Here is a 21,408-nt window from a genome sequence, read left to right as displayed (position 1 = left end):
AATCTATTCTCCCCCTCAGGACTTCTGGAACATGGCGAGCATACGCCGTGTCACGAGGAAGCCACCGACGATATTGATCGTCGCAATCAGCACCGATAGCGCCGCTAAAATCACCACAAGCCAATTGCTGGAGCCGATTTGCAGCAATGCACCCAGAATGACGATGCCTGAAATGGCATTGGTCACCGCCATCAGCGGCGTATGCAGCGAATGGCTGACATTCCAGATCACCGAGAAACCGATGAAACATGCGAGCACAAACACAATGAAGTGGCTCATGAAGCTTGCAGGGGCAAAGGCACCCACCAACAGCATGACCGCCGTGCCAATCGCCAGCAGTTTTACCTGATTGGTGGTTTGCGCCTTGAAGTCTGCCGCTTCCTTGGCCCGCTTTTCGTCGTGGGTCAGTTCCCTGGCTTTTTCCTTGGGCTTGGCGGCAGCAATGGCCTGCACCTTGGGCGGCGGCGGCGGGAAGGTGATCGCGCCTTCAAATGTCACCGTCGCGCCACGGATCACGTCATCTTCCATATTATGGACCAGCTTGCCATCCTTGGCAGGCGTCAGATCGGCCAACATATGGCGAATGTTGTTGGAATAAAGCGTCGAGGATTGTGCCGCCATCCGGCTGGGGAAGTCGGTATAACCAACAACAATCACGCCATTGTCCGACACCACACGCTGATCAGCCACAGTCAGATCGCAGTTGCCGCCGCGCTCTGCGGCAAGGTCAACAATCACCGAACCCGGCTTCATCGAAGCGACCATATCCGCCAGCCACAGCTTTGGGGCATCGCGGCCCGGAATCAGCGCCGTGGTGATGACAATATCCATCTCCGGGGCCAATTCGCGGAATTTCGCCAGTTGCTTTTCGCGGAACTCTGGCGAAGACGGTGCGGCATAGCCACCCGTTGCCGCACCATCCTGAGTGGCTTCAAATTCGAGATAAACGAAGCTGGCACCCATGCTTTCAATCTGCTCGGCCACTTCCGGGCGAACGTCAAAAGCATAGACAATCGCACCCAGCGAGGTGGCTGTGCCAATGGCAGCCAGACCGGCCACACCGGCACCAATCACCAGCACCTTGGCCGGTGGCACCTTGCCAGCCGCCGTCACCTGTCCGGTGAAGAAACGGCCAAAATTATTGCCCGCTTCAATGACGGCACGGTAACCGGCAATGTTGGCCATGGAGGACAGGGCATCCATTTTCTGGGCGCGCGAGATACGCGGCACCATATCCATGGCAATAACGGCGGCACCCTTGTTCTTGGCCTGCTCCAGCAGATCTTTGTTCTGGGCGGGATAGAAGAAGGAGATCAGCGTTTTGCCGGGGGTGAGGTGTTCCACCTCTGATGCTTCAGGCGGGCGAACCTTGGCGATCACATCAGCACTTGCATAGAGCTCGGTCGCAGTATTCAGCACGGTCACGCCTGCCGCGCGATAAGCGTCGTCTGAAAACCCCGCCGCCTTGCCAGCGCCAGCCTCAACAACGCACTCATACCCCAGTTTCTGCAAAGCCTGCGCGCTATCGGGCGTCATCGCGACGCGCGCCTCGCCTGCATATAATTCTTTAGGCGACCCAATTTTTAATGTCAAAACGCACCTCCTGACCCTCACCATGTGAGTAGGTTGAAACGCTACGGCCTCTCCCCTCCCACGTCTCCGTGACATGATGTCCTGATCACATCACAGTCGCGTTATTAAAGAGAGTTAACACTGCTGACACAAGCCTTTGTTAAGGATTTCGGTACGTTCCAGAACAGTAAATGTCGCATTTACGGTGCATTCACGAAAAGAAAGGCAGCAGACAAAAACCGCCATCTCACGCTTGAGCCGCTAACGGGTCATAAACTCCTGCAACACCAGATCTTGCAGCCGGGAAGCCAGTGTCGACATGCTGCGGCTTTTCAGACTGATCATGTGATAAGGCAGGACGACAATCGGCATTTTGACCGCAAGACGACTGAGGCCGGCACCTGTGGTTTGTCGACACAGCAAATCAGACACTTCCTGCGACAGCGGCGCAATGGCATTTGAGGTCGCAATCATCGCAATCATCACCAAAAGCGATGTGGTGTTGACCACATCAACCGGCAGGCTGGTACCCGCCTGAATGAAAGCATGTTCCACCGCCTGCCGCACCGGCGCGCCCGGCCCCTGCATCACCCAGGGAAAATGCAGCAAATCCGCCATGCCCAACGATGTCGCATTGGCCAGCGGATGGGTCTGATGCACAATCAGATCCACCTCTTCGGTGCGCGCATGGCGAATATCAAACTGCCGCGCATCAACACCAACGGGAATGCGCCCCAGAACGAAATCAAACTGCCCCGAGACCAGATTGGAAATCAGCGCGCCGCTGGGCGCCACATCCACATGAATATCAGCCGTGCGCGCCTCGATTTTCAAGGCGCGAATGGCTGGCACGATATAGCCAAGCGCACCACCAGTCACCGCCCCCACCCGAACCGTGCCGGTTGCGCCGCGCTTGATGGCATCCACCTCGCGCATCGCTTCGCGCATTTCTTCCAGCAAGATTTCCGCACGCCGCGCTAAGGCCTGCCCCAGCTCGGTTGGCTCCATGCCCTTGGGTGTACGCACAAAGATCTCGGCACCAACAATGCGCTCGGTTTCAGCCAGCAGACGCGATGCCGCAGGCTGCGTCATGGAAAGTTGAACGGCAGCAAGATTAAGCTGCCCAAGCTCAAAAATGGCGCGAACCAGATTGAAGTGCTTGGGCTGAAGGCGGGAGAGAAGCGGAGCGACCATGGGCGATATATCAACTTTGGTATGTGGATTGTCAAATAAATCATTTGAAAGACATACAATCGGCTATAAGAGTCCAGTATGGATCATGTGCGCTGAAAAAGCCTACCGGATTCTTTCGCGGCGAACAGACGGAGCTGGGGCCGCTACTGCATTGTCCAACACCTTCAAGGAGCGGAGGTGGAAACATGCAGCGGATGAAATTTGGAAACCAAGGGAGGTTCCACGTGAATAAAATCGTAAAGCTTTTTGCGTCCGTAGCTTTGGGCGCGGCTGTTTTGTCGTCATCTGCTTTCGCAGCAGATAAGGGCACGGTTGGCATTGCCATGCCAACAAAGTCCTCGGCTCGCTGGATCGATGACGGCAACAACATCGTCAAGCAGCTCGAAGCAGCTGGCTACAAGACAGACCTGCAGTATGCTGACGACGACATTCCAAACCAGCTCTCGCAGATCGAGAACATGGTTACCAAGGGCGACAAGGTTCTGGTGATTGCTTCGATCGATGGCACAACGCTGTCGGACGTGCTGAAGCAGGCTCATGATGCAGGCGTCAAGGTTATCGCTTATGACCGTCTGATCCGTGACACACCAAATGTTGACTACTATGCAACATTCGACAACTTCCAGGTTGGCGTGTTGCAGGCTGGCACATTGGTTGACGGCCTCGGCCTCAAGGAAGGCAAGAAGGGTCCATTCAACATTGAACTGTTCGGTGGCTCGCCAGACGACAACAACGCCTTCTTCTTCTACAACGGTGCGATGTCGGTTCTTCAGCCTTACATCGACAGCGGTGTTCTGGTTGTAAAGTCTGGCCAGACCGGCATGGACAAGGTTGGTACGCTGCGTTGGGACGGTGCTGTTGCACAGGCCCGTATGGATAACCTGCTGTCGGCTTACTACACCGATGCCAAGGTTAATGCAGTTCTGTCGCCTTACGATGGTATTTCCATCGGCATCATCTCCTCGCTCAAGGGCGTAGGCTACGGCACCAAGGATCTGCCACTGCCATACATCTCGGGTCAGGACGCTGAAATCCCATCCGTGAAGTCGATCATTGCTGGCGAACAGTATTCGACCATCTTCAAGGACACCCGTGACCTCGCAAAGGTTACCGTCAACATGGTCAACGCGCTGATGGAAGGCAAGACACCTGAAGTCAACGACACCAAGACCTATGACAACGGCGTGAAGGTTGTTCCAGCTTACCTGTTGAAGCCAGTTGCTGTGACCAAGGCCAACTACGAGAAGGTTCTGGTTGAAGGCGGCTACTACAAGGCTGACCAGCTGAAGTAATAGGGAATAGCCGGAATTTATGTCTCATAAATTCCGGCTTTCTTTTTTGTTCGCCCATCCGCTCAGGAAGCTGAGATGGCGCTAAGTGCGAGCGGTTTTCAAATGAAATCGCGCTCCAAGTGTATGTTGCAGATCATGGCTGAAAGTTGCGGCGCTTGCGCCTGATATCAGCATGGTCGTGCGGCTGTGGCTCTGGAACAGTATTATGGAAAATACCATCCTCGAAATGCGGAACATCACCAAGACGTTCCCAGGCGTGAAAGCGCTTGCGAATGTGAACCTGAAGGTTCGCAAAGGTGAGATCCACGCATTGGTGGGCGAGAACGGGGCTGGCAAATCCACCCTGATGAAAGTTCTCTCCGGCGTGTACCCCGCTGGCAGCTATGATGGCGATATTGTCTATGACGGCGAAGTGCGTAACTTCAAAGTTATCAAAGACAGCGAAGAAATCGGCATCATCATCATTCACCAGGAACTGGCGCTTGTGCCGCAGTTGTCGATTGCCGAAAACATCTTCCTGGGCAATGAAATTGCCACCAAAGGCGTGATCAGCTGGGAAGAAACGTTCAGTCGCACCAAGAAACTCCTCGCCATGGTTGGCTTGAAGGAGTCTCCGAGCACGCTGGTCACGGATATCGGCGTTGGCAAGCAGCAATTGGCAGAAATTGCCAAGGCGCTGTCCAAGAGCGTTAAACTGCTCATTCTGGACGAGCCGACCGCTTCACTGAATGAAACCGACTCGGATGCGTTGCTCAATTTGTTGATGGAGTTCCGCAAACAGGGCATTACCTCGATCATCATCACCCACAAGCTGAACGAAGTGCGCAAAGTGGCCGACCAGATCACCGTGTTGCGCGACGGCATGACCGTGAAGACACTGGACTGTCACGCGGAAGAAGTCAGCGAAGACGTGATCATTCGCAATATGGTGGGCCGCGATCTCGAAGATCGTTATCCGCCGCGCTCCGTGCCGATTGGCGAAACCGTTCTTGAGGTCAAGAACTGGAATGCCTTCCATCACCAGCACCGCGAACGCCAAGTCTTGCACGACATCAATGTGCATGTGAAGCGTGGTGAAGTGGTTGGTATCGCTGGCCTTATGGGCGCAGGCCGCACCGAATTTGCCATGAGCCTGTTTGGCAAGTCCTATGGTCACCGCATCAGCGGTGAAGCCTATATGGATGGCAAGCCGGTGGACGTATCGACCGTGCGCAAGGCCATTGATGCGGGCCTTGCCTATGTGACAGAAGACCGCAAGCATCTGGGTCTCGTACTGGCCGATACGATCTTGCACAACACGACGCTTGCCAACCTGCCTGGCGTTTCCAGCGGCGGTGTCATCAATGACATCAAGGAAATCAAGGTTGCGACCGATTATCGCTCAAAACTGCGGATTCGCTCGCACGGCATCTATCAGGAAACGGTCAACCTTTCGGGCGGCAACCAGCAAAAGGTTGTTTTGTCCAAATGGCTGTTTTCCAACCCGGAAGTGCTCATTCTGGATGAGCCGACGCGCGGCATCGATGTTGGCGCGAAATATGAAATCTACAGCATTATCAACCAGCTTGCGGCCGATGGTAAGGGCGTTCTGATGATCTCGTCGGAAATGCCTGAACTGCTTGGAACCTGTGACCGCATCTACGTTATGAACGAAGGACGCATCGTCGCAGAGCTTTCAAAAGAAGAGGCAAGCCAGGAAAGCATCATGCGCGCTATCATGCGTTCAGGGGAGAATAAATAATGAGTTCCGCCAATCCATCCTCGCAAGAGCAGAACGTGGTGTCGATCGCGTCCTACATTCGCGCCAATATCCGCGAATACGGCATGCTGATTGCCCTCGTGGCCATCATGGTATTCTTCCAGTTCTATACCGGCGGTATCTTGTTCAAGCCCGTCAACCTGACCAACCTCGTTTTGCAGAACTCGTTCATCGTCATCATGGCGCTAGGCATGTTGCTGGTCATCGTGGCAGGGCACATCGATCTGTCGGTTGGTTCTATTGTTGGTTTCATTGGTGCTGTGGCTGCCATTCTCACCGTACAATGGGGGCTTGGGTTTATCCCGACCGTACTCATCTGTTTGGTGATCGGCGGTATTATCGGTGCGGCTCAGGGTTATTGGGTGGCCTACCACCGCATCCCTTCGTTTATTGTCACATTGGCTGGGATGCTGGTGTTTCGTGGTCTGACGCTTTTCGTACTCGGTGGCCGTAACATCGGTCCTTTCCCGAAGGAATTCCAGCTGATCAGCACCGGCTTTTTGCCCGATCTGGTGGATATGGGAGACCTCCACTCCACATCGATCATTCTGACTGTGGTCGGCGCTGTCGCATTGTTTGTGCTCGCTTGGCGTCGTCGTCAGGTTAACGTCGAACATGGTATTGATGTTGAGCCGTTCGGTTTCTTCCTCGTGCAGAACCTGCTGGTATCCGGTGCCGTTCTGGCTCTTGGTTATCTTCTGTCCACCTATCGCGGCCTGCCAAACGTGCTGGTCGTGATGCTGGCGCTGATCGTTCTCTACTCGTTCGTCACACGCCGCACTACAATTGGCCGTCGCATTTACGCCATGGGTGGCAATGAAAAGGCTACCAAGCTGTCGGGTATCAACACCGAGCGTCTGAGCTTCCTGACTTTTGTCAACATGGGTGTTCTGGCGGGCCTCGCCGGCATGATTATCGCAGCCCGCCTCAACTCTGCCACACCGAAAGCCGGTAGTGGTTTCGAGCTGGACGTGATTGCCGCCTGCTTTATCGGCGGTGCTTCGGCCTCTGGTGGCGTTGGCAAAATTACCGGTGCCGTGATTGGTGCCTTTATCATGGGCGTGATGAACAACGGCATGTCCATCGTTGGTCTGGGGATTGATTTCCAGCAGATGGTCAAGGGTCTCGTGCTTCTCGCCGCCGTCTTCTTCGACGTCTACAACAAGAACAAAGCAGCCTAAGGAAACTGGGTCATGTATCTTTCGCAATTGAAAGCCGGTGGTGTGATCTGCCGGCAGGGTGAAGTCGCGCGTATCGTTCCGGGCTTTTCCTCCACCTTTGATCTCGCCAAGGCAGCGCTGGCTGCCAAGGTGAGCCTTGCTGACCTCATCGCCAAACAGGGCGAAGGCGATAAAGTTGATCTGGCAGCGCTTGCCGCTGGCGGCAAGCTGGATTGCCCGGTGCGCCATCCCGATGCGGCCCACATGTTCCTCACGGGAACCGGCCTCACCCACACCGGTTCAGCCTCGGCCCGCGACAGCATGCATGCTGACACGGCTGGCATGAGCGACAGCATGAAAATGTTCCGCATGGGTCTGGAAGGCGGCAAGCCCAAGGACGGAGCCTGGGGCGTGCAGCCCGAATGGTTCTACAAGGGCACGGGCGTCAATGCCGTGGCTCCGCTGGATGGTCTGGAATCGCCTTCCTTCGCGCTTGATGGCGGTGAGGAACCGGAAATTGCGGGCTTTTATGTTATCGATACCGATGGCACGCCGGTGCGCATTGGCTTCACGCTGGCCAACGAATTTTCTGACCACGTGACCGAGAAGATCAACTATCTCTACCTCGCCCATTCCAAGCTGCGCCCGGCTTCTTTTGGCCCGGAATTGCTGGTGGGGGATCTGCCTGCCAACATCAACGGCACATCGAAAATCCTTCGCGACGGCAAGACGGTTTGGGAAAAGCCTTTCCTGTCGGGTGAAGACAACATGTCCCACACCATTGCCAATCTCGAATATCATCACTTCAAATATGGTCTGTTCTGCCAGCCCGGCGATTTGCATGTGCATATGTTCGGCACCGCCACTCTCTCGTTTGCCGATGGCTTCAAGACTGAGGCTGGTGATGTGTTTGAAGTGAGCGCACCAGAATTTGGTCTGCCTTTGCAGAACCCGCTGGTGGTTGCCGAGGAAACGCCGTTTGCAGTGAAGAAAATCTGAACAACAAGAGGCGGTATCAAGCCGCCGCGTTAACACCAAACACGGGAAGAAACACCATGAGTGGCTTCAAACCTAAGGAATGGCCCCGCACCCTGCGCTCGCAGTCGTGGTACGGCGGCACCTCGCGCGACACCATCTACCACCGCGGCTGGATGAAAAATCAGGGCCATCCGCACGACCTGTTCGACGGTCGCCCGATTATCGGCATCCTCAACACCTGGTCGGACCTGACCCCTTGCAACGGCCACCTGCGCGAACTGGCCGAAAAGGTCAAAGCTGGCGTGTGGGAAGCCGGTGGCTTTCCGGTCGAAGTGCCAGTGTTCTCGGCCTCTGAAAACACCTTCCGCCCAACCGCGATGATGTATCGCAATCTGGCGGCTCTGGCGGTGGAAGAAGCCATGCGCGGCCAGCCGATTGATGGCGCGGTGCTGCTGGTAGGTTGTGACAAGACCACGCCATCACTGGTAATGGCAGCAGCCTCTACCGACATCCCCTCCATCGTCGTCACCGGCGGCCCGATGCTGAACGGTTACTTCCGTGGCGAGCGGGTTGGCTCTGGCACGCATCTGTGGAAATTCTCGGAAGCCGTCAAGGCGGGCGAAATGACCCAGGAAGAGTTTGTCGAGGCCGAAGCCTCGATGTCGCGCTCCTCCGGCACCTGCAACACCATGGGCACCGCATCCACCATGGCATCCATGGTCGAAGCCCTTGGCATGGCGCTGTCTGGCAATGCCGCCATTCCAGCCGTTGATAGCCGCCGCCGCGTCATGGCGCAGCTGTCTGGCCGTCGCATTGTGCAGATGGTCAAGGACGATTTGAAGCCCTCTGACATCATGACCAAGGCAGCTTTTGAAAACGCCATCCGCGTCAATGGTGCCATCGGTGGCTCGACCAATGCGGTTGTGCACCTGCTGGCCATGGCTGGCCGCGTTGGCATTGATCTGACGCTGGACGATTGGGATCGCCTTGGCCGCGACATCCCGACCATCGTCAATCTGATGCCATCGGGCAAATACCTCATGGAAGAATTCTTCTATGCCGGTGGTCTGCCAGTTGTCATCAAGCGTCTTGGCGAAGCAGGCAAGCTCAACAAGGATGCCCTGACCGTTTCCGGCGAAACCATCTGGGACGAAGTCAAGGATGTCAAAAACTGGAACGAGGATGTCATCCTGCCCGTTGAAAAGGCCCTGACCCAGCATGGCGGTATCGTTGTTCTGCGCGGCAATCTGGCACCCAAGGGCTGCGTGCTGAAGCCATCGGCAGCGTCCGAGCATCTGATGAAGCATCGCGGCCGTGCTGTGGTGTTTGAAGACATTGACGATTACAAGGCCAAGATCAATGACGAGGCGCTCGACATTGACGAAACCTGCGTGATGGTTTTGAAAAACTGTGGTCCGCGCGGCTATCCGGGCATGGCCGAAGTGGGCAACATGGGCCTGCCGCCCAAGGTGCTGCGCAAGGGCATTACCGATATGGTGCGTATCTCAGATGCGCGCATGTCCGGCACCGCTTACGGCACCGTGCTGTTGCACACCTCGCCGGAAGCCGCCCGTGGTGGCCCGCTGGCGATTGTCAAGGATGGCGATTTCATCGAGCTGGATGTGGATGCCCGCAAGATTCATCTGGATATTTCCGATGAGGAAATGCAGCGCCGCCTGGCCGATTGGCGTCCGAATGTGGAAGCACCACCAAGCGGCTATGCCAAGCTGTTCCATGACCATGTGGAAGGTGCCGATACCGGGGCCGACTTCGACTTCCTCAAGGGCTGCCGTGGTTCAGCCGTTGGCAAGGACTCGCATTAATCCTTTGTCGCCACTGAAATGCGCCGGATCGGCGCATTTCTCTTTGACGCATTATCAGATCGGGGCAAACTCATGACCTCCTCCCAAAAGATCGCGCTGGCCCTGGCTGGCGTTGGCAAAATTGCCCGTGACCAGCACATCCCTTCCTGCGAAGAAGGCCGCGATTTCGACATCAAAGCTGCCATCAGCCGCAACGGCAAAATTGAGGGCGCTGAGAATTTTGAAAGCTATGATGCCTTTTTGGAAAACCGAAAAGACATTCGCGCCATTTCGCTCTGCACCCCGCCAGAAGTGCGCTTTGACATGGCCAAGAAGGCCATTGCTGCCGGCCTTGACGTGTTGATGGAAAAGCCACCAGCCGCCACCATGGGCGAAGCGCAGGCGCTGGCTGAGATGGCAGAGATGGCCGGTGTTGTGCTGTTTGCCACCTGGCATTCGCGCTTTGCCAATGGCGTGGAGCCAGCCCGCGAATGGCTGTCGACCAAGAAAATCACCAGCGTCACCATCACCTGGAAAGAAGATGTACGCCGCTGGCACCCCGGTCAGGCATGGATCTGGGAAGCCGGTGGTTTTGGCGTATTTGATCCGGGCATCAATGCGCTCTCCATTCTCACCGCCATCATTCCCGGCCAGACGATTGTTGAAAAAGCCTCGCTGGCTTTTCCCTCCAATCGGCAGCAGCCAATTGCAGCCAGTCTCAAGATGCGCAGTGCCGCCGGAGCACCCATCAGCGCCGAATTTGACTGGCGTCAGGAAGGTCCACAGACCTGGGATATTGTGGTCGAGACAGATAAAGGCACGCTTCGCCTCGCAAAAGGCGGTGCGGAACTCTATATTGATGGCAAGCTGACGGTTGAAGGCCCGGACCGCGAATATGCCCGCATCTACACCCGCTTTGCCGAACTGGTGCGCGCCCGCAAGAGCGATGCCGATTATCAGCCTCTTCGCCTTGTTGCCGATGCTTTCCTCACCGGAGAGCGTCACGAGGTTGAAGCGTTTATAGAATAACAGAGGCACTCAAAGCTTCTGAAAGGACACAAGTGCACCTCCCAAGCAGACCTTGCGCTTGTGTCCCTATCTTATTTTTTAGAAAGAGGAATTCAGGATGACATTGAATCTGACCGGAAAGCACCTGATCGCAGGCGAATGGGTGGATGGCGCAGGCACTTTCGTCTCCCATCCATCAAGCGGAGAGAGCCGCTCTTACGCCACGGGTTCGGCAGCGCTTGTTGATCGCGCTTTCAAGGCTGCGGAAGAAGCATTTATCACTTACGGCTATTCATCGCGTGAAGAGCGCGCAAAATTTCTCGAAGCCATTGCCGAAGAAATAGACGCCCGTGGCGAAGCCATCACCGCCATTGGCTCTCAGGAAACCGGCCTGCCCGAAGCCCGCCTGCAGGGCGAGCGCGGCCGCACCACCGGCCAGCTGAAACTGTTTGCCGAGCATATTCGCAAGGGTGACTATCTGGATCGCCGCTTTGACGCTGCCCTGCCAGACCGCCAGCCCCTGCCCCGCCCCGACATTCGCCTGATGCAGCGGCCAATTGGCCCAGTCGGCGTGTTTGGCGCATCCAACTTCCCATTGGCTTTCTCCACTGCTGGCGGTGATACCGCTTCCGCTTTGGCGGCTGGTTGCCCGGTTGTGGTCAAGGGTCATGAAGCGCATCCCGGCACTGCCGAAATCGTTGCTCAAGCCATTGATGCCGCCATCAAGCGCACCGGCGTTCATCCCGGCGTGTTCTCGCTGGTGCAGGGTGGCAACCGCGAAACGGGCGAGGCCATCTGCCTGCATCCGCTGACACGCGCTGTCGGCTTCACCGGCTCGCTGGCAGGAGGTCGTGCGCTGTTTGATCTGTGCGTGCGTCGTCCAGAGCCTATTCCGTTCTTTGGCGAGCTGGGCTCGGTCAACCCGATGTTCCTGCTACCGAATGCTATCTCGGCACGCGGCGAAGCCTTGGCCAAGGGCTGGGCTGGATCGCTCACCATGGGCGCTGGCCAGTTCTGCACCAATCCCGGCATTGCCATCATCACAGAGGGTGCAGAGGCCGACGCCTTCCTGGAAACCGCCAAGACGGCCCTGGCAGCCGTCAACGCCCAGACCATGCTGACCGATGGTATTGCCAATGCCTACCGTGCGGGTGCCGACAAAATTGCCGCGACCGAAGGCGTTCAGGCCGTTCTGACCACCACTTGCGATTTGCGCAACGCCACGCCTTACCTGTTTGCAACCACCGGCGAAAACTGGTTGGCCAACCATGTGTTGGGCGAGGAAGTGTTTGGTCCGCTTGGCATTCTCGTCACCGTCAAAGATGAAGCTGAAATGGTGAAGCTTGCTGAAAGCTTTGTCGGCCAATTGACCACCACCCTGCATATGGATGATGACGACGCGCCAACGGCGAAAAAGCTTCTGCCCATTCTGGAGCGCAAGTCTGGCCGCGTGCTGGCCAATGGCTTCCCGACCGGCGTGGAAGTCTGCGATGCCATGGTGCATGGCGGTCCTTATCCGGCCACCACCAACTTTGGCGCAACTTCGGTTGGCACCATGGCGATCCGTCGCTTCCTGCGTCCGGTGAGCTATCAGAACATTCCGGTCGCTCTGCTGCCAGAAGATCTGCAACAGTAACGGTTATTCGCATGGCTGACATGAACACACAAAACGCCCCCTTTGCCGCTCTGGTGGATTGGGGCACCAGCAATTTTCGTCTGTGGCTGGTGGACGCTGAAGGGGTAATCCTTGGCGAGCGCCAATCCGCAGACGGCATGTCAGCCTGCGCGGCAGACAATCGGTTTGCCACCGTTTTGGAAGACAATCTTCAGGCGCTGAATGCGCCTGACGATCTGCCCGTGGTGATCGCGGGCATGGCTGGCGCACGGGCCGGATGGCTGGAAGCACCCTATGTGGAAACGCCCACTGCGCTTTCCGGTCTGCACCTGCATACCGTTTCGCCCAAAGCATCGCGCAAGGTCTTCATTCTTCCCGGTGTTTGCCAGAAAGACACCGGTCCGTTTGATGTGATGCGCGGCGAAGAAACCCAGCTGGCAGGCGTTGTTGCTGGCGGCATAGCGTCTGGCATCATCTGCATGCCCGGCACCCATTGCAAATGGGTGGATCTGGACGATGGCGTGGTCAAACGCTTTCGCACCGCCATGACGGGCGAGATGTTTGATCTGCTGTCCAAACAATCGATCCTGCGTCTTTCCATTCCACAGGATGGCGACCACTCTACCCATGAAGCGGCATTTGATGCCGCCGTTGCTGAAGCATTGAGCGATGGCTTTTCGCTGACCACCAGCCTGTTTTCGATCCGTGCTGGCGGTTTGCTATCCACTCCGGAGCCGAATGAAGCCGCCAGCCGTCTGTCTGGTCTGTTGATCGGCGCAGAAATTGCCGGGATGCGACAATTTTACGCCTCCGGCAAAACCGTGCATATCGTGGCTTCCAAATCATTGTCAGCGCTTTATATTCGCGCTCTCACGCTGGCTGGTGCCAAGGCGCAAAGCCTTGATGGCAGTGCGCTGGTTCGCAACGGCCTGTTTGCGGCCGCCCAACATCTTTTTGTAGGATAATACCCATGACCTCTCCCATTGTTCCATGGCCCACCCTCAAGCGCGAACTGGTCGCGATTTTGCGCGGCATCGGCCCGGCTGACATTGAAAGCGTGGTGGAAGCCCTGCTGGAAGAAGGTTTTGAGGCCATTGAAGTGCCGCTGAATTCGCCAGAACCTTTTGTTTCGATTGAAAAGGCCCGCAAGCTGGCACCAAGCGAAATTCTGATTGGGGCAGGCACCGTTCTGGAGCCCGGCTCGGTTGAAGAGTTGCACAATGTCGGCGGCAATCTGGTGGTCACACCCAACACCGACCCATCGGTGATTGGTCAGGCTGCACGGCTTGGCATGGTCTCCATGCCCGGTGCGTTTACGCCTACTGAGGCGCTTTCTGCCATCAAGGCGGGTGCTTCCGCCATCAAATTCTTCCCCGCCAGCGTGCTGGGTCCAAGCGGCATCAACGCCATCAAGGCGATTTTGCCACCGCATATTCCGCTGGGTGCCGTGGGCGGCGTGGGTGAAAGCAATTTTGGCGATTACCTCAAGGCCGGAGCCCGCGCCTTTGGTATTGGCACCAGCCTCTATAAGCCCGGCGACAAGGCCGATGTGGTCAAGGCGAGAGCTGCCAAGCTAGTGGCCGCCTATGACGCAGCGGTTGCAGCCCACAAGGGCTAACCTGAAACCAAAACCTGTGCTATGCACTGCCACCGGCCCCTCAAAGCCGGTGGCAGTATCGTTTTGGGAGGCACAATGCGGCTGGTGTTGTTTGCTCTTGGCTGGTTTTTTGTGGCGCTTGGCGTGATTGGCATTTTTCTGCCGCTCTTGCCCACCACGCCGTTCATGATTCTTGCCGCAGGTCTGTTTGCCCGCTCCTCGCCGCGCTTTGAGCGCTGGTTGCTCGATCATCCCCGCTTTGGCCAACCGTTGATGGATTGGCGCAAACAGGGTGCGATTTCCAGACGCGCCAAGATCCTCGCCGTTTCAATGATGGCGCTCAGCCTTGGCGTCATGTGGTTTTTCTCCTCCGCCCCGCTGTGGGTGCGCATTCTGACCGCCACCATTCTGGCCGCCTCCGCCACTTTTGTGCTAACACGGCCCGCACCACAACCAACACCGCAAGACACTCCATCGGAAAGCCGCGATTAATGCCTCAGCCCCATGATACGCTCGACCTTGGTGATGAGCTTTTGATCGACGCCGAACCCGATGAGGTGCCCGCTGTGTCTGCGACGCGCTCGCGCTTTTCGCGGATCATCCTCGGCATCAGTCTTGTGTTGATTGCCTTTAATCTGCGCCCGCTGTTTTCCAGCGCCTCCACGCTTTTGCCCGAAATACGCGACCAGATCGGCCTTTCCGCCTTTGGCGCAAGTCTGCTGACAACCTTGCCCGTGGTCTGCCTCGGCGTCTTCTCACCACTCGCTCCACGCCTTGCCGATCGGTTTGGCGCAGAAAAAACGCTGGGCGTCATGATGTTGCTGCTCACCATCGGCACCGCTTTGCGCGGCTTGCATGCGGCAACACCCCTGTTTTTGGGAACCGCCCTTGCCGGTGGCTGCATTGCGGTGGGCAATGTGCTGCTGCCCGGATTGGTCAAGCGTGATTTTGCCAACCGCACAGCCCTGATGACCGGCTTTTACACCATGGCCCTGTGTGGTGGGGCCGCAGCGGCTGCCGGGCTCACCTTGCCCATCAAGGATGCCAGCGGCTCCTACTCCATTGGGCTTGCCATCTGGGCGCTGCCTGCCCTTTTGGTGTTTTTGCTGTGGCTGCCGCAAAATTTTTCCACCCATGCCAGACGCGCGAAAATACGCGTCAGCGTAAAAGGCCTGTGGCAGGATCGGCTGGCATGGAATGTCACGCTGTTCACCGGCCTGCAATCGGCCTTGGCCTATTGCGTGTTTGGCTGGCTGGTGCCGATTTTGCGCGAGCGCGGGCTGGATGGCGTCACCGCTGGGGGTATTGTGTCGGTCTCCGTCATGGTGCAGGCAGCCGCCTGTATTATCGCGCCGCAATTGGCGGTGCGCGGCAAAGATCAGCGATTGGTCAACGCCACCTTTGTTTTTGTCGCGGTGATTGCCCTGTTCGGATTGTTGTTTGCGCCGCTCGAAACCGTCTGGCTCTGGGCCATCCTGCAAGGGGTCGGCCAGGGCAGTCTGATTGCACTGGCCATGACCACCATTGTGCTGCGCTCCGGCAGCCCGCAGATTGCCGCTCATCTATCTGGCATGGCGCAATTTGTCGGCTATTGTCTGGCTGCCATTGGCCCGCTTCTGGTGGGGCTGATCCGCGCTTTCACCGGCAGTTTTAACGCCTCTGCTCTGCTGTTTCTGGCGCTTGGTCTGGGTGCTGCGTGGCATGGCTGGCGGGCAGGCCGAAATCTGCATGTGAATGTGACAACAACCGAAAAAGACAATTGACACCAATCGGTTAAAAAAGAAGAGTATTTTGCCGATGACTGGTCCTGCATAAGTCCTTAAACGGGAATCGATTTACGGCGAAAATATGCAGCAAATAGAGTGCTACAGCGAAGCTTTGTGCGCCTTTTGGGGGCGAACGTTGCTGTGGTGCAGGTACGGGGAGCCTGGGCGTGTTCACATATCTGAAATTGGCCATTGCGGGATTTGTGGTAATCTCCGCTCTGCAAACCCAACCTGTTATGGCCGCAGATCAAAGCCGGATCGTCGAAACAACAGTCGATAGCGACTATGCTGGGTTTGACCTTCGCACCTTGCAAAATGTCACCCAGGCCCAATGCCAAACCGCTTGTGTTGATGACAAATCCTGCCGCGCCTTTACCTATAATGTCAAAGCCCGCTGGTGCTTTCTCAAATCCGATTTCAACACGCTGAACAGCTTTGCCGGTGCCGTTGCTGGCAAAGTGGTGCTCAAAGATGCGCAGCCAGATCTTGGCCGCGCGCCCAAGCTTGATTTTATTTCCGATGATTTGCGCCAGCAGGCCAAGGATTTTCGCGAAAATCTGCCACAGACAGCCACCGCCTCGGAGCTTGGCCTCAACACCCTGATGGGGCAGGCCTATGGCAAACTCAGTGCCGGTAAGGCGCAAGACGCCTTGAGCGATTTTCTCTCAGCCCTGCTGATTGCCCCTGATGATGCCACCCTTTGGATTGATGCTGCCCGCGCCGGAAATGCTATCAAAAACAATCGCGACCTCGCCAATCAGGGCCTCTATGCCGCCATCATCGGCTATGATCTGACCCGCAATGCCAAAGTGCGCGCCACCGCGCTGGCGGTGATGGCCAAGGGGCTGGAAGGCAATGAAAACTATCGCGCAAGCTTAAGCGCCTATAAGGCCAGCCTGGAGCTGAATGCCAACCCCTCTGTGCGTGCTGCCTATCTTCTTTTAAAATCCACCAAGGGGTTTCGCATCACTGGCAACAGTGTCGATGCCGATGGCGCATCTCCGCGCGCCTGCATCCAGTTTTCCGATCCGCTGATTGCCCGGGGCACCGATTACACACCCTATGTGACTGTGGATGGCCAGCCGCCAAAATCCATGGAGGTCAAAGGCAGCCAGCTTTGCGTGGAAGGGCTGGACTATGGCAAGCGATATACCATTTCATTGCGGGAAGGCCTGCCATCCTCCGTGGATGAGCCACTGACTGCCAAGACCGATATTCAGGTCTATGTGCGGGACCGCAGCCCAAGTGTGCGCTTTACCGGCGACCATTTTGTCCTGCCATCGTCGGCCCGCCATGGCATTCCGCTGGTGTCGGTGAACACGGATCGCGCCAATCTCAAGCTCTATCGCATCGGTGATCGCGCCATTGCGCCGCTGATGACCAATTCGCAGTTTTTGTCGCAGCTCAGTGGCTACAGCGCCAGCCGCATCGAGCAGGACAATGGTGAATTGATCTGGCAGGGCAGCATTGACATTGCCACCAGCCTGAACCGTGAAGTGACAACCAGCTTTCCGGTGGACGAGGTTTTGCCTGAGCGCAAGCCCGGTATTTATGTGCTGACCGCAGTTGCCAATAGCGGAAAGTCCGATGAATGGGACGACCGTGCCACCCAATGGTTTCTGGTGTCCGACATCGGCCTGTCCACTTTTGCCGGAACCGACGGGCTGAATGTCTTTGCCCGCTCCCTAGCCTCTGCCAAGCCGCTGGCCGGTATTGAGTTGAAACTGCTGGCCAAGAACAATGAAATCCTCGGCACTGCCACAACCGACGCCGATGGCCGCGCCATTTTCTCCCCCGGCCTGATGCGGGCCGGAGCCGCCCTTGCCCCTGCGGTGTTGACCGCCGAACAGCCCGGCAAAGCCGGAGAACCCATCAAAGACTACGTGTTTCTGGACATGACCCGCGCAGGCTTTGATCTATCAGATCGCGGCGTTACCGGCAGGCCTGCCCCCGGTGCCATTGATATTTATGCCTGGACGGAGCGCGGCATCTATCGCCCCGGCGAGACCGTGCATGTGGGCGCACTGGCTCGTGATATTGGCGCGGAAGCCATTGATGGCCTGCCGCTGACCTTTATTTTCACCCGGCCTGACGGCGTGGAATATCGTCGCGTGGTCAGCACCGGTGCAGGCCTTGGTGGCCACAATGTCGATCTGGCGCTCGATAGCAATGTCATGCGCGGCACATGGACATTGGGCATCCATGTCGATCCCAAAAAGGCGGCGATTGCCGAGAAAACCTTCCTGGTGGACGATTTTCTGCCGGACCGGATCGAGTTTGATCTGACCTCAAAGGAAAGTGCGATTACGCCCGGCACACCGCTTTCCGTGGATGTCGATGGCCGCTATCTTTATGGTGCTCCAGCTGAAGGCCTGACACTGGAAGGCGATGTGGTGATCAAGCCCACCCGCAGCAGTAAGTCATGGCCCGGATACGTTTTTGGTCTTGCCGATGAAGAGGCAGGTGACAACACCACCCTGACGCTCGACGGGCTTGAGCCACTGGATGCCAAGGGCCATGGCACGATCAATGTGCAACTGAATGATCTGCCCTCCACCACCCGCCTGTTGGAGGCCACACTCTCAGTGCGCCTGAAGGAAGGCAGCGGCCGCGCCGTTGAGCGGCAATTGACCCTGCCGGTGCAGACAGAGCAGCCCGCAATTGGCATCAAGCCCGAATTTTCTGGCGATCTGGGCGAAGGGGCCACCGGCCATTTCCATGTGATTGCGCTGGACGCCAACGGCAAGCCTGAAACCAGCACGGGTGCCCGTTGGAAGCTGGTGCAGCTGGAGCGCAATTACCAATGGTATCGCGATGGCAATTCATGGCGCTATGAGCCGATCACCACCACGAAACAGGTGGCCAATGGCGTGGTTGATATTGCCGCTGATGGCGTAGACTTAGCTGTTTCGGTGAACTGGGGCCGTTATCGGCTTGAGGTTGATGGCCAAGGCGCGGGCGCTGCCGCAAGCAGCATAGAATTCAACGCTGGCTGGTTTGTTGAGGCAAGCTCGTCCGAGACACCAGACGCGCTGGAGATTGCCCTCGATAAGCCCGTCTACAAGGTGGGCGACACGGCCAAGCTGAAAATCTCTGCGCATTTTGCGGGCGAGGTCTTGCTGACCATTGGCTCGGAATCGCTGATTTCCACCCAGACAGCCAGCGTGCCAGAGGGTGATAGCGAGATTTCCATTCCGGTCACCGAGAGTTTTGGTGCGGGCAGCTATGTCACGGCAACACTGTGGCGACCCGGCGATGCGCAGGAAAGCCGCATGCCAAGCCGCTCCATTGGTGTGGCATGGCTCAACATCGATCCCGGCCCGCGCAAGCTGGCGGTGAAGCTCAATCCGCCGCAACAGATGCAACCGCGGCAAGCCCTGACCATTCCGGTGTCGGTGACGGGTGGCGGCAGTGACGCCTATGTCATGGTGGCCGCAGTGGATGTCGGCATTCTCAATCTCACCCGCTATCAGGCTCCCGACCCGGAAAGCTGGTATTTTGGCCAGCGGCGATTGGGCCTTGAGATGCGCGACCTCTATGGCCGTCTCATTGATGGATCGCTGGGTGAAACCGGCGCTTTGCGCAGCGGTGGCGACGGCGGCATGATGGCCTTGCAGGCAAGCCCGCCCAAGGAAAAACTGGTGGCCTTCTTCTCCGGCCCGGTCAAGCTTGACCGCAATGGCAAGGCAGAGGTCAAATTCGACATTCCGCAGTTTAACGGCACGGTGCGGGTGATGGCGGTGGCGTGGTCGCGCACCGGCGTTGGCCATGCCACAAGCGATGTCATCATTCGCGATCCGGTCGTGGTCACCGCCTCGCTGCCGCGCTTTTTGGCCCCCGGCGATGCCTCCAGCTTGCGCCTTGATCTGGCGGCAACCGATGCGCCAGACGGCAATTACAACCTCTCTGTCACGGGCAATGCCGCAGTTGGCGTCGACGCAAAGGATGCGCAAAAAACCATTGCCTTGACGGCTGGCGGCAAAACAAGCCTGATCGTGCCCATTACCGCCACTCAAACCGGGGATGGTGTCCTTACGGTAGCGCTCAGCAATGCGAGTGGCCTGTCGCTCTCTCAGTCGCTTGATCTGCCCGTGCGCCCGGCCTCGCTGCCGGTTACCACCCGCCGTGAGCTACCGCTGGCGGCTGGCCAAAGCCTGAAAGTGGATGCTGATCTGTTGGCCGATAGCATCATGGAGGGTGCCTCTGTCAGCCTGTCTGTGTCGCGTGGTGCCAGTTTGGATATCGCAGCACTGCTCACCAGTCTGGATCGCTATCCTTACGGCTGCGCCGAGCAAACCACCAGCCGCGCCCTGCCCCTGCTCTATTTCAACGAGATGGCCTCAGTGGCCGGTCTGCCCGATGATGCCGAAATCAAGCGGCGGGTGCAGGATGCCATCTATAGGGTTCTGTCCTATCAGGCCGCAGCGGGCAGCTTTGGCCTTTGGGCACCCGGCTCGGAAGATCTGTGGCTGGATGCCTATGTCAGTGATTTCCTGACCCGCGCCCGTGAAAAAGGCTTTGATGTGCCAGACAATGCGCTGGTGCAGGCGCTGGATAATCTCTCCAACAAGCTGTCTTACGAGACGGACGTGGCGACAAAGGGCAATGACATTGCCTATGCGCTCTATGTTCTGGCCAGAAATCGCAAGGCCGCCATCAGTGATTTGCGTTATTATGCCGATACCATGCTGGACCGTTTCCCAACGCCGCTGGCCAAAGCCCATCTGGCGGCAGCGCTGTCGCTTTATGGCGATCCGGCCCGCGCAGCTACCATTTTTGCGCAAGCCGCCAGCATGTCCGAGCAAGGATCAATCAAGCCGGTCAGCCTTGAGCGCTCCGATTATGGTTCGCAACTGCGCGATGGTGCTGCCATTCTGGCGCTGGCTGCCGAATCGCGTCCCGTTCCGTCCATCATTCCGGCGTTGAGCAAATCGGTCATTCAGGATTGGAACGCTAAAGATAGCACCAGCACCCAGGAAGAGGCATGGTTGCTGCTGGCCGCCCGCGCCGTTGATAAGGGCGATGACGGCATGAGCGTGACCGTCAATGGTGCGGTCAATACCGGCGCGTACCGGGCGCGGATTGAAGGCGATTCCTTGGTGAAACAGCCTGTTGTGTTGCAAAACACCAGTCAGGAACCGCTCACAACCACGGTCACAACGGTTGCAGCACCGCGTTATCCGCTGCCAGCAGCCAGCGCTGGCTTTACCATTGAGCGCAGCTATTATGATCTCAACGGTGAGCCGGTGAATATCAGCGAAGCCACGCAGAACACGCGCTATGTGGTGGTGCTGAAGGTGACGCAGGACAAGCCCCTGCCAACCCAATTGCTGATCACCGATCTTTTGCCCGCAGGCCTTGAAATTGACAATCCGGCGCTGGTTGGCAGCGCCAGCCTCGCCAATTTCGACTGGATCGGCGACACGCAAGCCGCCCATCTGGAATTCCGCAACGATCGTTTTGTCGCGGCTCTCGATAGCACCCGGCAGGACAATGGCGAGATGGTGCTTGCCTATGTGGTGCGGGCTGTCACCCCCGGCATTTACGATCATCCAGCCGCCACGGTGGAAGATATGTATCGTCCGCAGCGCTATGCCCGCACCGCCGTTGGCCGCATGGAGGTGAAAGCCAACCCGTGAGGCGGCGTGGTCGGATCATAGGTGTC

The 21,408-nt window shown here is 57.4% G+C and carries 14 protein-coding genes; 12 read left to right on the top strand and 2 right to left on the bottom strand.

Annotation, left to right across the window (positions count from 1 at the left end; genetic code table 11):
• Window positions 1-15 precede the first annotated feature (15 nt).
• Entirely contained in the window at window positions 16-1,617 is a 1,602-nt protein-coding gene (locus E6C51_RS14590) for a Re/Si-specific NAD(P)(+) transhydrogenase subunit alpha (protein ID WP_190236495.1), read from the bottom strand.
• Window positions 1,618-1,833: 216 nt separating this feature from the next.
• A complete protein-coding gene (locus tag E6C51_RS14585) occupies window positions 1,834-2,766 on the bottom strand; it encodes a LysR family transcriptional regulator (protein ID WP_146937113.1) in 933 nt (310 codons plus the stop codon).
• Window positions 2,767-2,990: 224 nt separating this feature from the next.
• On the opposite strand from E6C51_RS14585, the gene chvE reads away from it, so the two are divergent.
• From chvE to E6C51_RS14525, 12 genes are all read left to right on the top strand, one after another.
• Entirely contained in the window at window positions 2,991-4,058 is a 1,068-nt protein-coding gene (gene chvE, locus E6C51_RS14580; protein ID WP_146937114.1) for a multiple monosaccharide ABC transporter substrate-binding protein, read from the top strand.
• A gap of 205 nt (window positions 4,059-4,263) precedes the next feature.
• Window positions 4,264-5,799, top strand: coding sequence for a multiple monosaccharide ABC transporter ATP-binding protein (mmsA, locus tag E6C51_RS14575; protein ID WP_190236494.1), 1,536 nt, complete (start codon window positions 4,264-4,266; stop codon window positions 5,797-5,799).
• Window positions 5,799-6,998: a multiple monosaccharide ABC transporter permease gene (mmsB, locus tag E6C51_RS14570; protein WP_190236493.1), complete on the top strand. Its 1,200-nt coding sequence runs from the start codon at window positions 5,799-5,801 to the stop codon at window positions 6,996-6,998. The genes mmsA and mmsB overlap by 1 nt, the downstream gene beginning before the upstream one ends.
• 12 nt (window positions 6,999-7,010) lie before the next feature.
• Window positions 7,011-7,976, top strand: a complete 966-nt coding sequence (gene araD1 / locus E6C51_RS14565) for an AraD1 family protein (RefSeq protein ID WP_190236492.1) — start codon at window positions 7,011-7,013, stop codon at window positions 7,974-7,976.
• 56 nt (window positions 7,977-8,032) lie between these two features.
• Window positions 8,033-9,778: an L-arabinonate dehydratase gene (araD, locus tag E6C51_RS14560; protein ID WP_146937122.1), complete on the top strand. Its 1,746-nt coding sequence runs from the start codon at window positions 8,033-8,035 to the stop codon at window positions 9,776-9,778.
• A gap of 72 nt (window positions 9,779-9,850) precedes the next feature.
• Window positions 9,851-10,786: a Gfo/Idh/MocA family protein gene (locus E6C51_RS14555; RefSeq protein WP_190236491.1), complete on the top strand. Its 936-nt coding sequence runs from the start codon at window positions 9,851-9,853 to the stop codon at window positions 10,784-10,786.
• Between the two features lie 97 nt (window positions 10,787-10,883).
• A complete protein-coding gene (locus E6C51_RS14550) occupies window positions 10,884-12,401 on the top strand; it encodes an aldehyde dehydrogenase (NADP(+)) (RefSeq protein WP_190236490.1) in 1,518 nt (505 codons plus the stop codon).
• Between the two features lie 11 nt (window positions 12,402-12,412).
• Window positions 12,413-13,345: a 2-dehydro-3-deoxygalactonokinase gene (locus E6C51_RS14545; protein WP_230987335.1), complete on the top strand. Its 933-nt coding sequence runs from the start codon at window positions 12,413-12,415 to the stop codon at window positions 13,343-13,345.
• A 5-nt stretch (window positions 13,346-13,350) separates the two neighbouring features.
• Window positions 13,351-13,998, top strand: a complete 648-nt coding sequence (locus E6C51_RS14540) for a 2-dehydro-3-deoxy-6-phosphogalactonate aldolase (RefSeq protein WP_190236489.1) — start codon at window positions 13,351-13,353, stop codon at window positions 13,996-13,998.
• Between the two features lie 63 nt (window positions 13,999-14,061).
• Window positions 14,062-14,469: a YbaN family protein gene (locus tag E6C51_RS14535; RefSeq protein ID WP_190236580.1), complete on the top strand. Its 408-nt coding sequence runs from the start codon at window positions 14,062-14,064 to the stop codon at window positions 14,467-14,469.
• Window positions 14,469-15,740 (top strand): CynX/NimT family MFS transporter, encoded by a 1,272-nt coding sequence (locus E6C51_RS14530; protein WP_190236488.1) that lies wholly within the window; start codon window positions 14,469-14,471, stop codon window positions 15,738-15,740. The genes E6C51_RS14535 and E6C51_RS14530 overlap by 1 nt, the downstream gene beginning before the upstream one ends.
• 164 nt (window positions 15,741-15,904) lie before the next feature.
• Window positions 15,905-21,382, top strand: coding sequence for an alpha-2-macroglobulin family protein (locus E6C51_RS14525; RefSeq protein ID WP_456236719.1), 5,478 nt, complete (start codon window positions 15,905-15,907; stop codon window positions 21,380-21,382).
• The last annotated feature ends 26 nt before the right edge of the window (window positions 21,383-21,408 follow it).

Source organism: Gillisella terrae (genome assembly GCF_004801395.1).
Lineage (GTDB): Bacteria > Pseudomonadota > Alphaproteobacteria > Rhizobiales > Rhizobiaceae > Allorhizobium > Allorhizobium terrae.
This window is presented reverse-complemented; position numbering and strand designations above follow the sequence as displayed.

Coding starts and splice junctions, on each gene's coding strand:
- E6C51_RS14555 (WP_190236491.1), top strand. CDS start 9,851: ATGACCTCCTCCCAAAAGATCGCGCTGGCCCTGGCTGGCGTTGGCAAA.
- E6C51_RS14590 (WP_190236495.1), bottom strand. CDS start 1,617: ATGGTGAGGGTCAGGAGGTGCGTTTTGACATTAAAAATTGGGTCGCCT.
- araD1 (WP_190236492.1), top strand. CDS start 7,011: ATGTATCTTTCGCAATTGAAAGCCGGTGGTGTGATCTGCCGGCAGGGT.
- araD (WP_146937122.1), top strand. CDS start 8,033: ATGAGTGGCTTCAAACCTAAGGAATGGCCCCGCACCCTGCGCTCGCAG.
- E6C51_RS14540 (WP_190236489.1), top strand. CDS start 13,351: ATGACCTCTCCCATTGTTCCATGGCCCACCCTCAAGCGCGAACTGGTC.
- E6C51_RS14585 (WP_146937113.1), bottom strand. CDS start 2,766: ATGGTCGCTCCGCTTCTCTCCCGCCTTCAGCCCAAGCACTTCAATCTG.
- mmsB (WP_190236493.1), top strand. CDS start 5,799: ATGAGTTCCGCCAATCCATCCTCGCAAGAGCAGAACGTGGTGTCGATC.
- E6C51_RS14530 (WP_190236488.1), top strand. CDS start 14,469: ATGCCTCAGCCCCATGATACGCTCGACCTTGGTGATGAGCTTTTGATC.
- mmsA (WP_190236494.1), top strand. CDS start 4,264: ATGGAAAATACCATCCTCGAAATGCGGAACATCACCAAGACGTTCCCA.
- E6C51_RS14550 (WP_190236490.1), top strand. CDS start 10,884: ATGACATTGAATCTGACCGGAAAGCACCTGATCGCAGGCGAATGGGTG.
- E6C51_RS14545 (WP_230987335.1), top strand. CDS start 12,413: ATGGCTGACATGAACACACAAAACGCCCCCTTTGCCGCTCTGGTGGAT.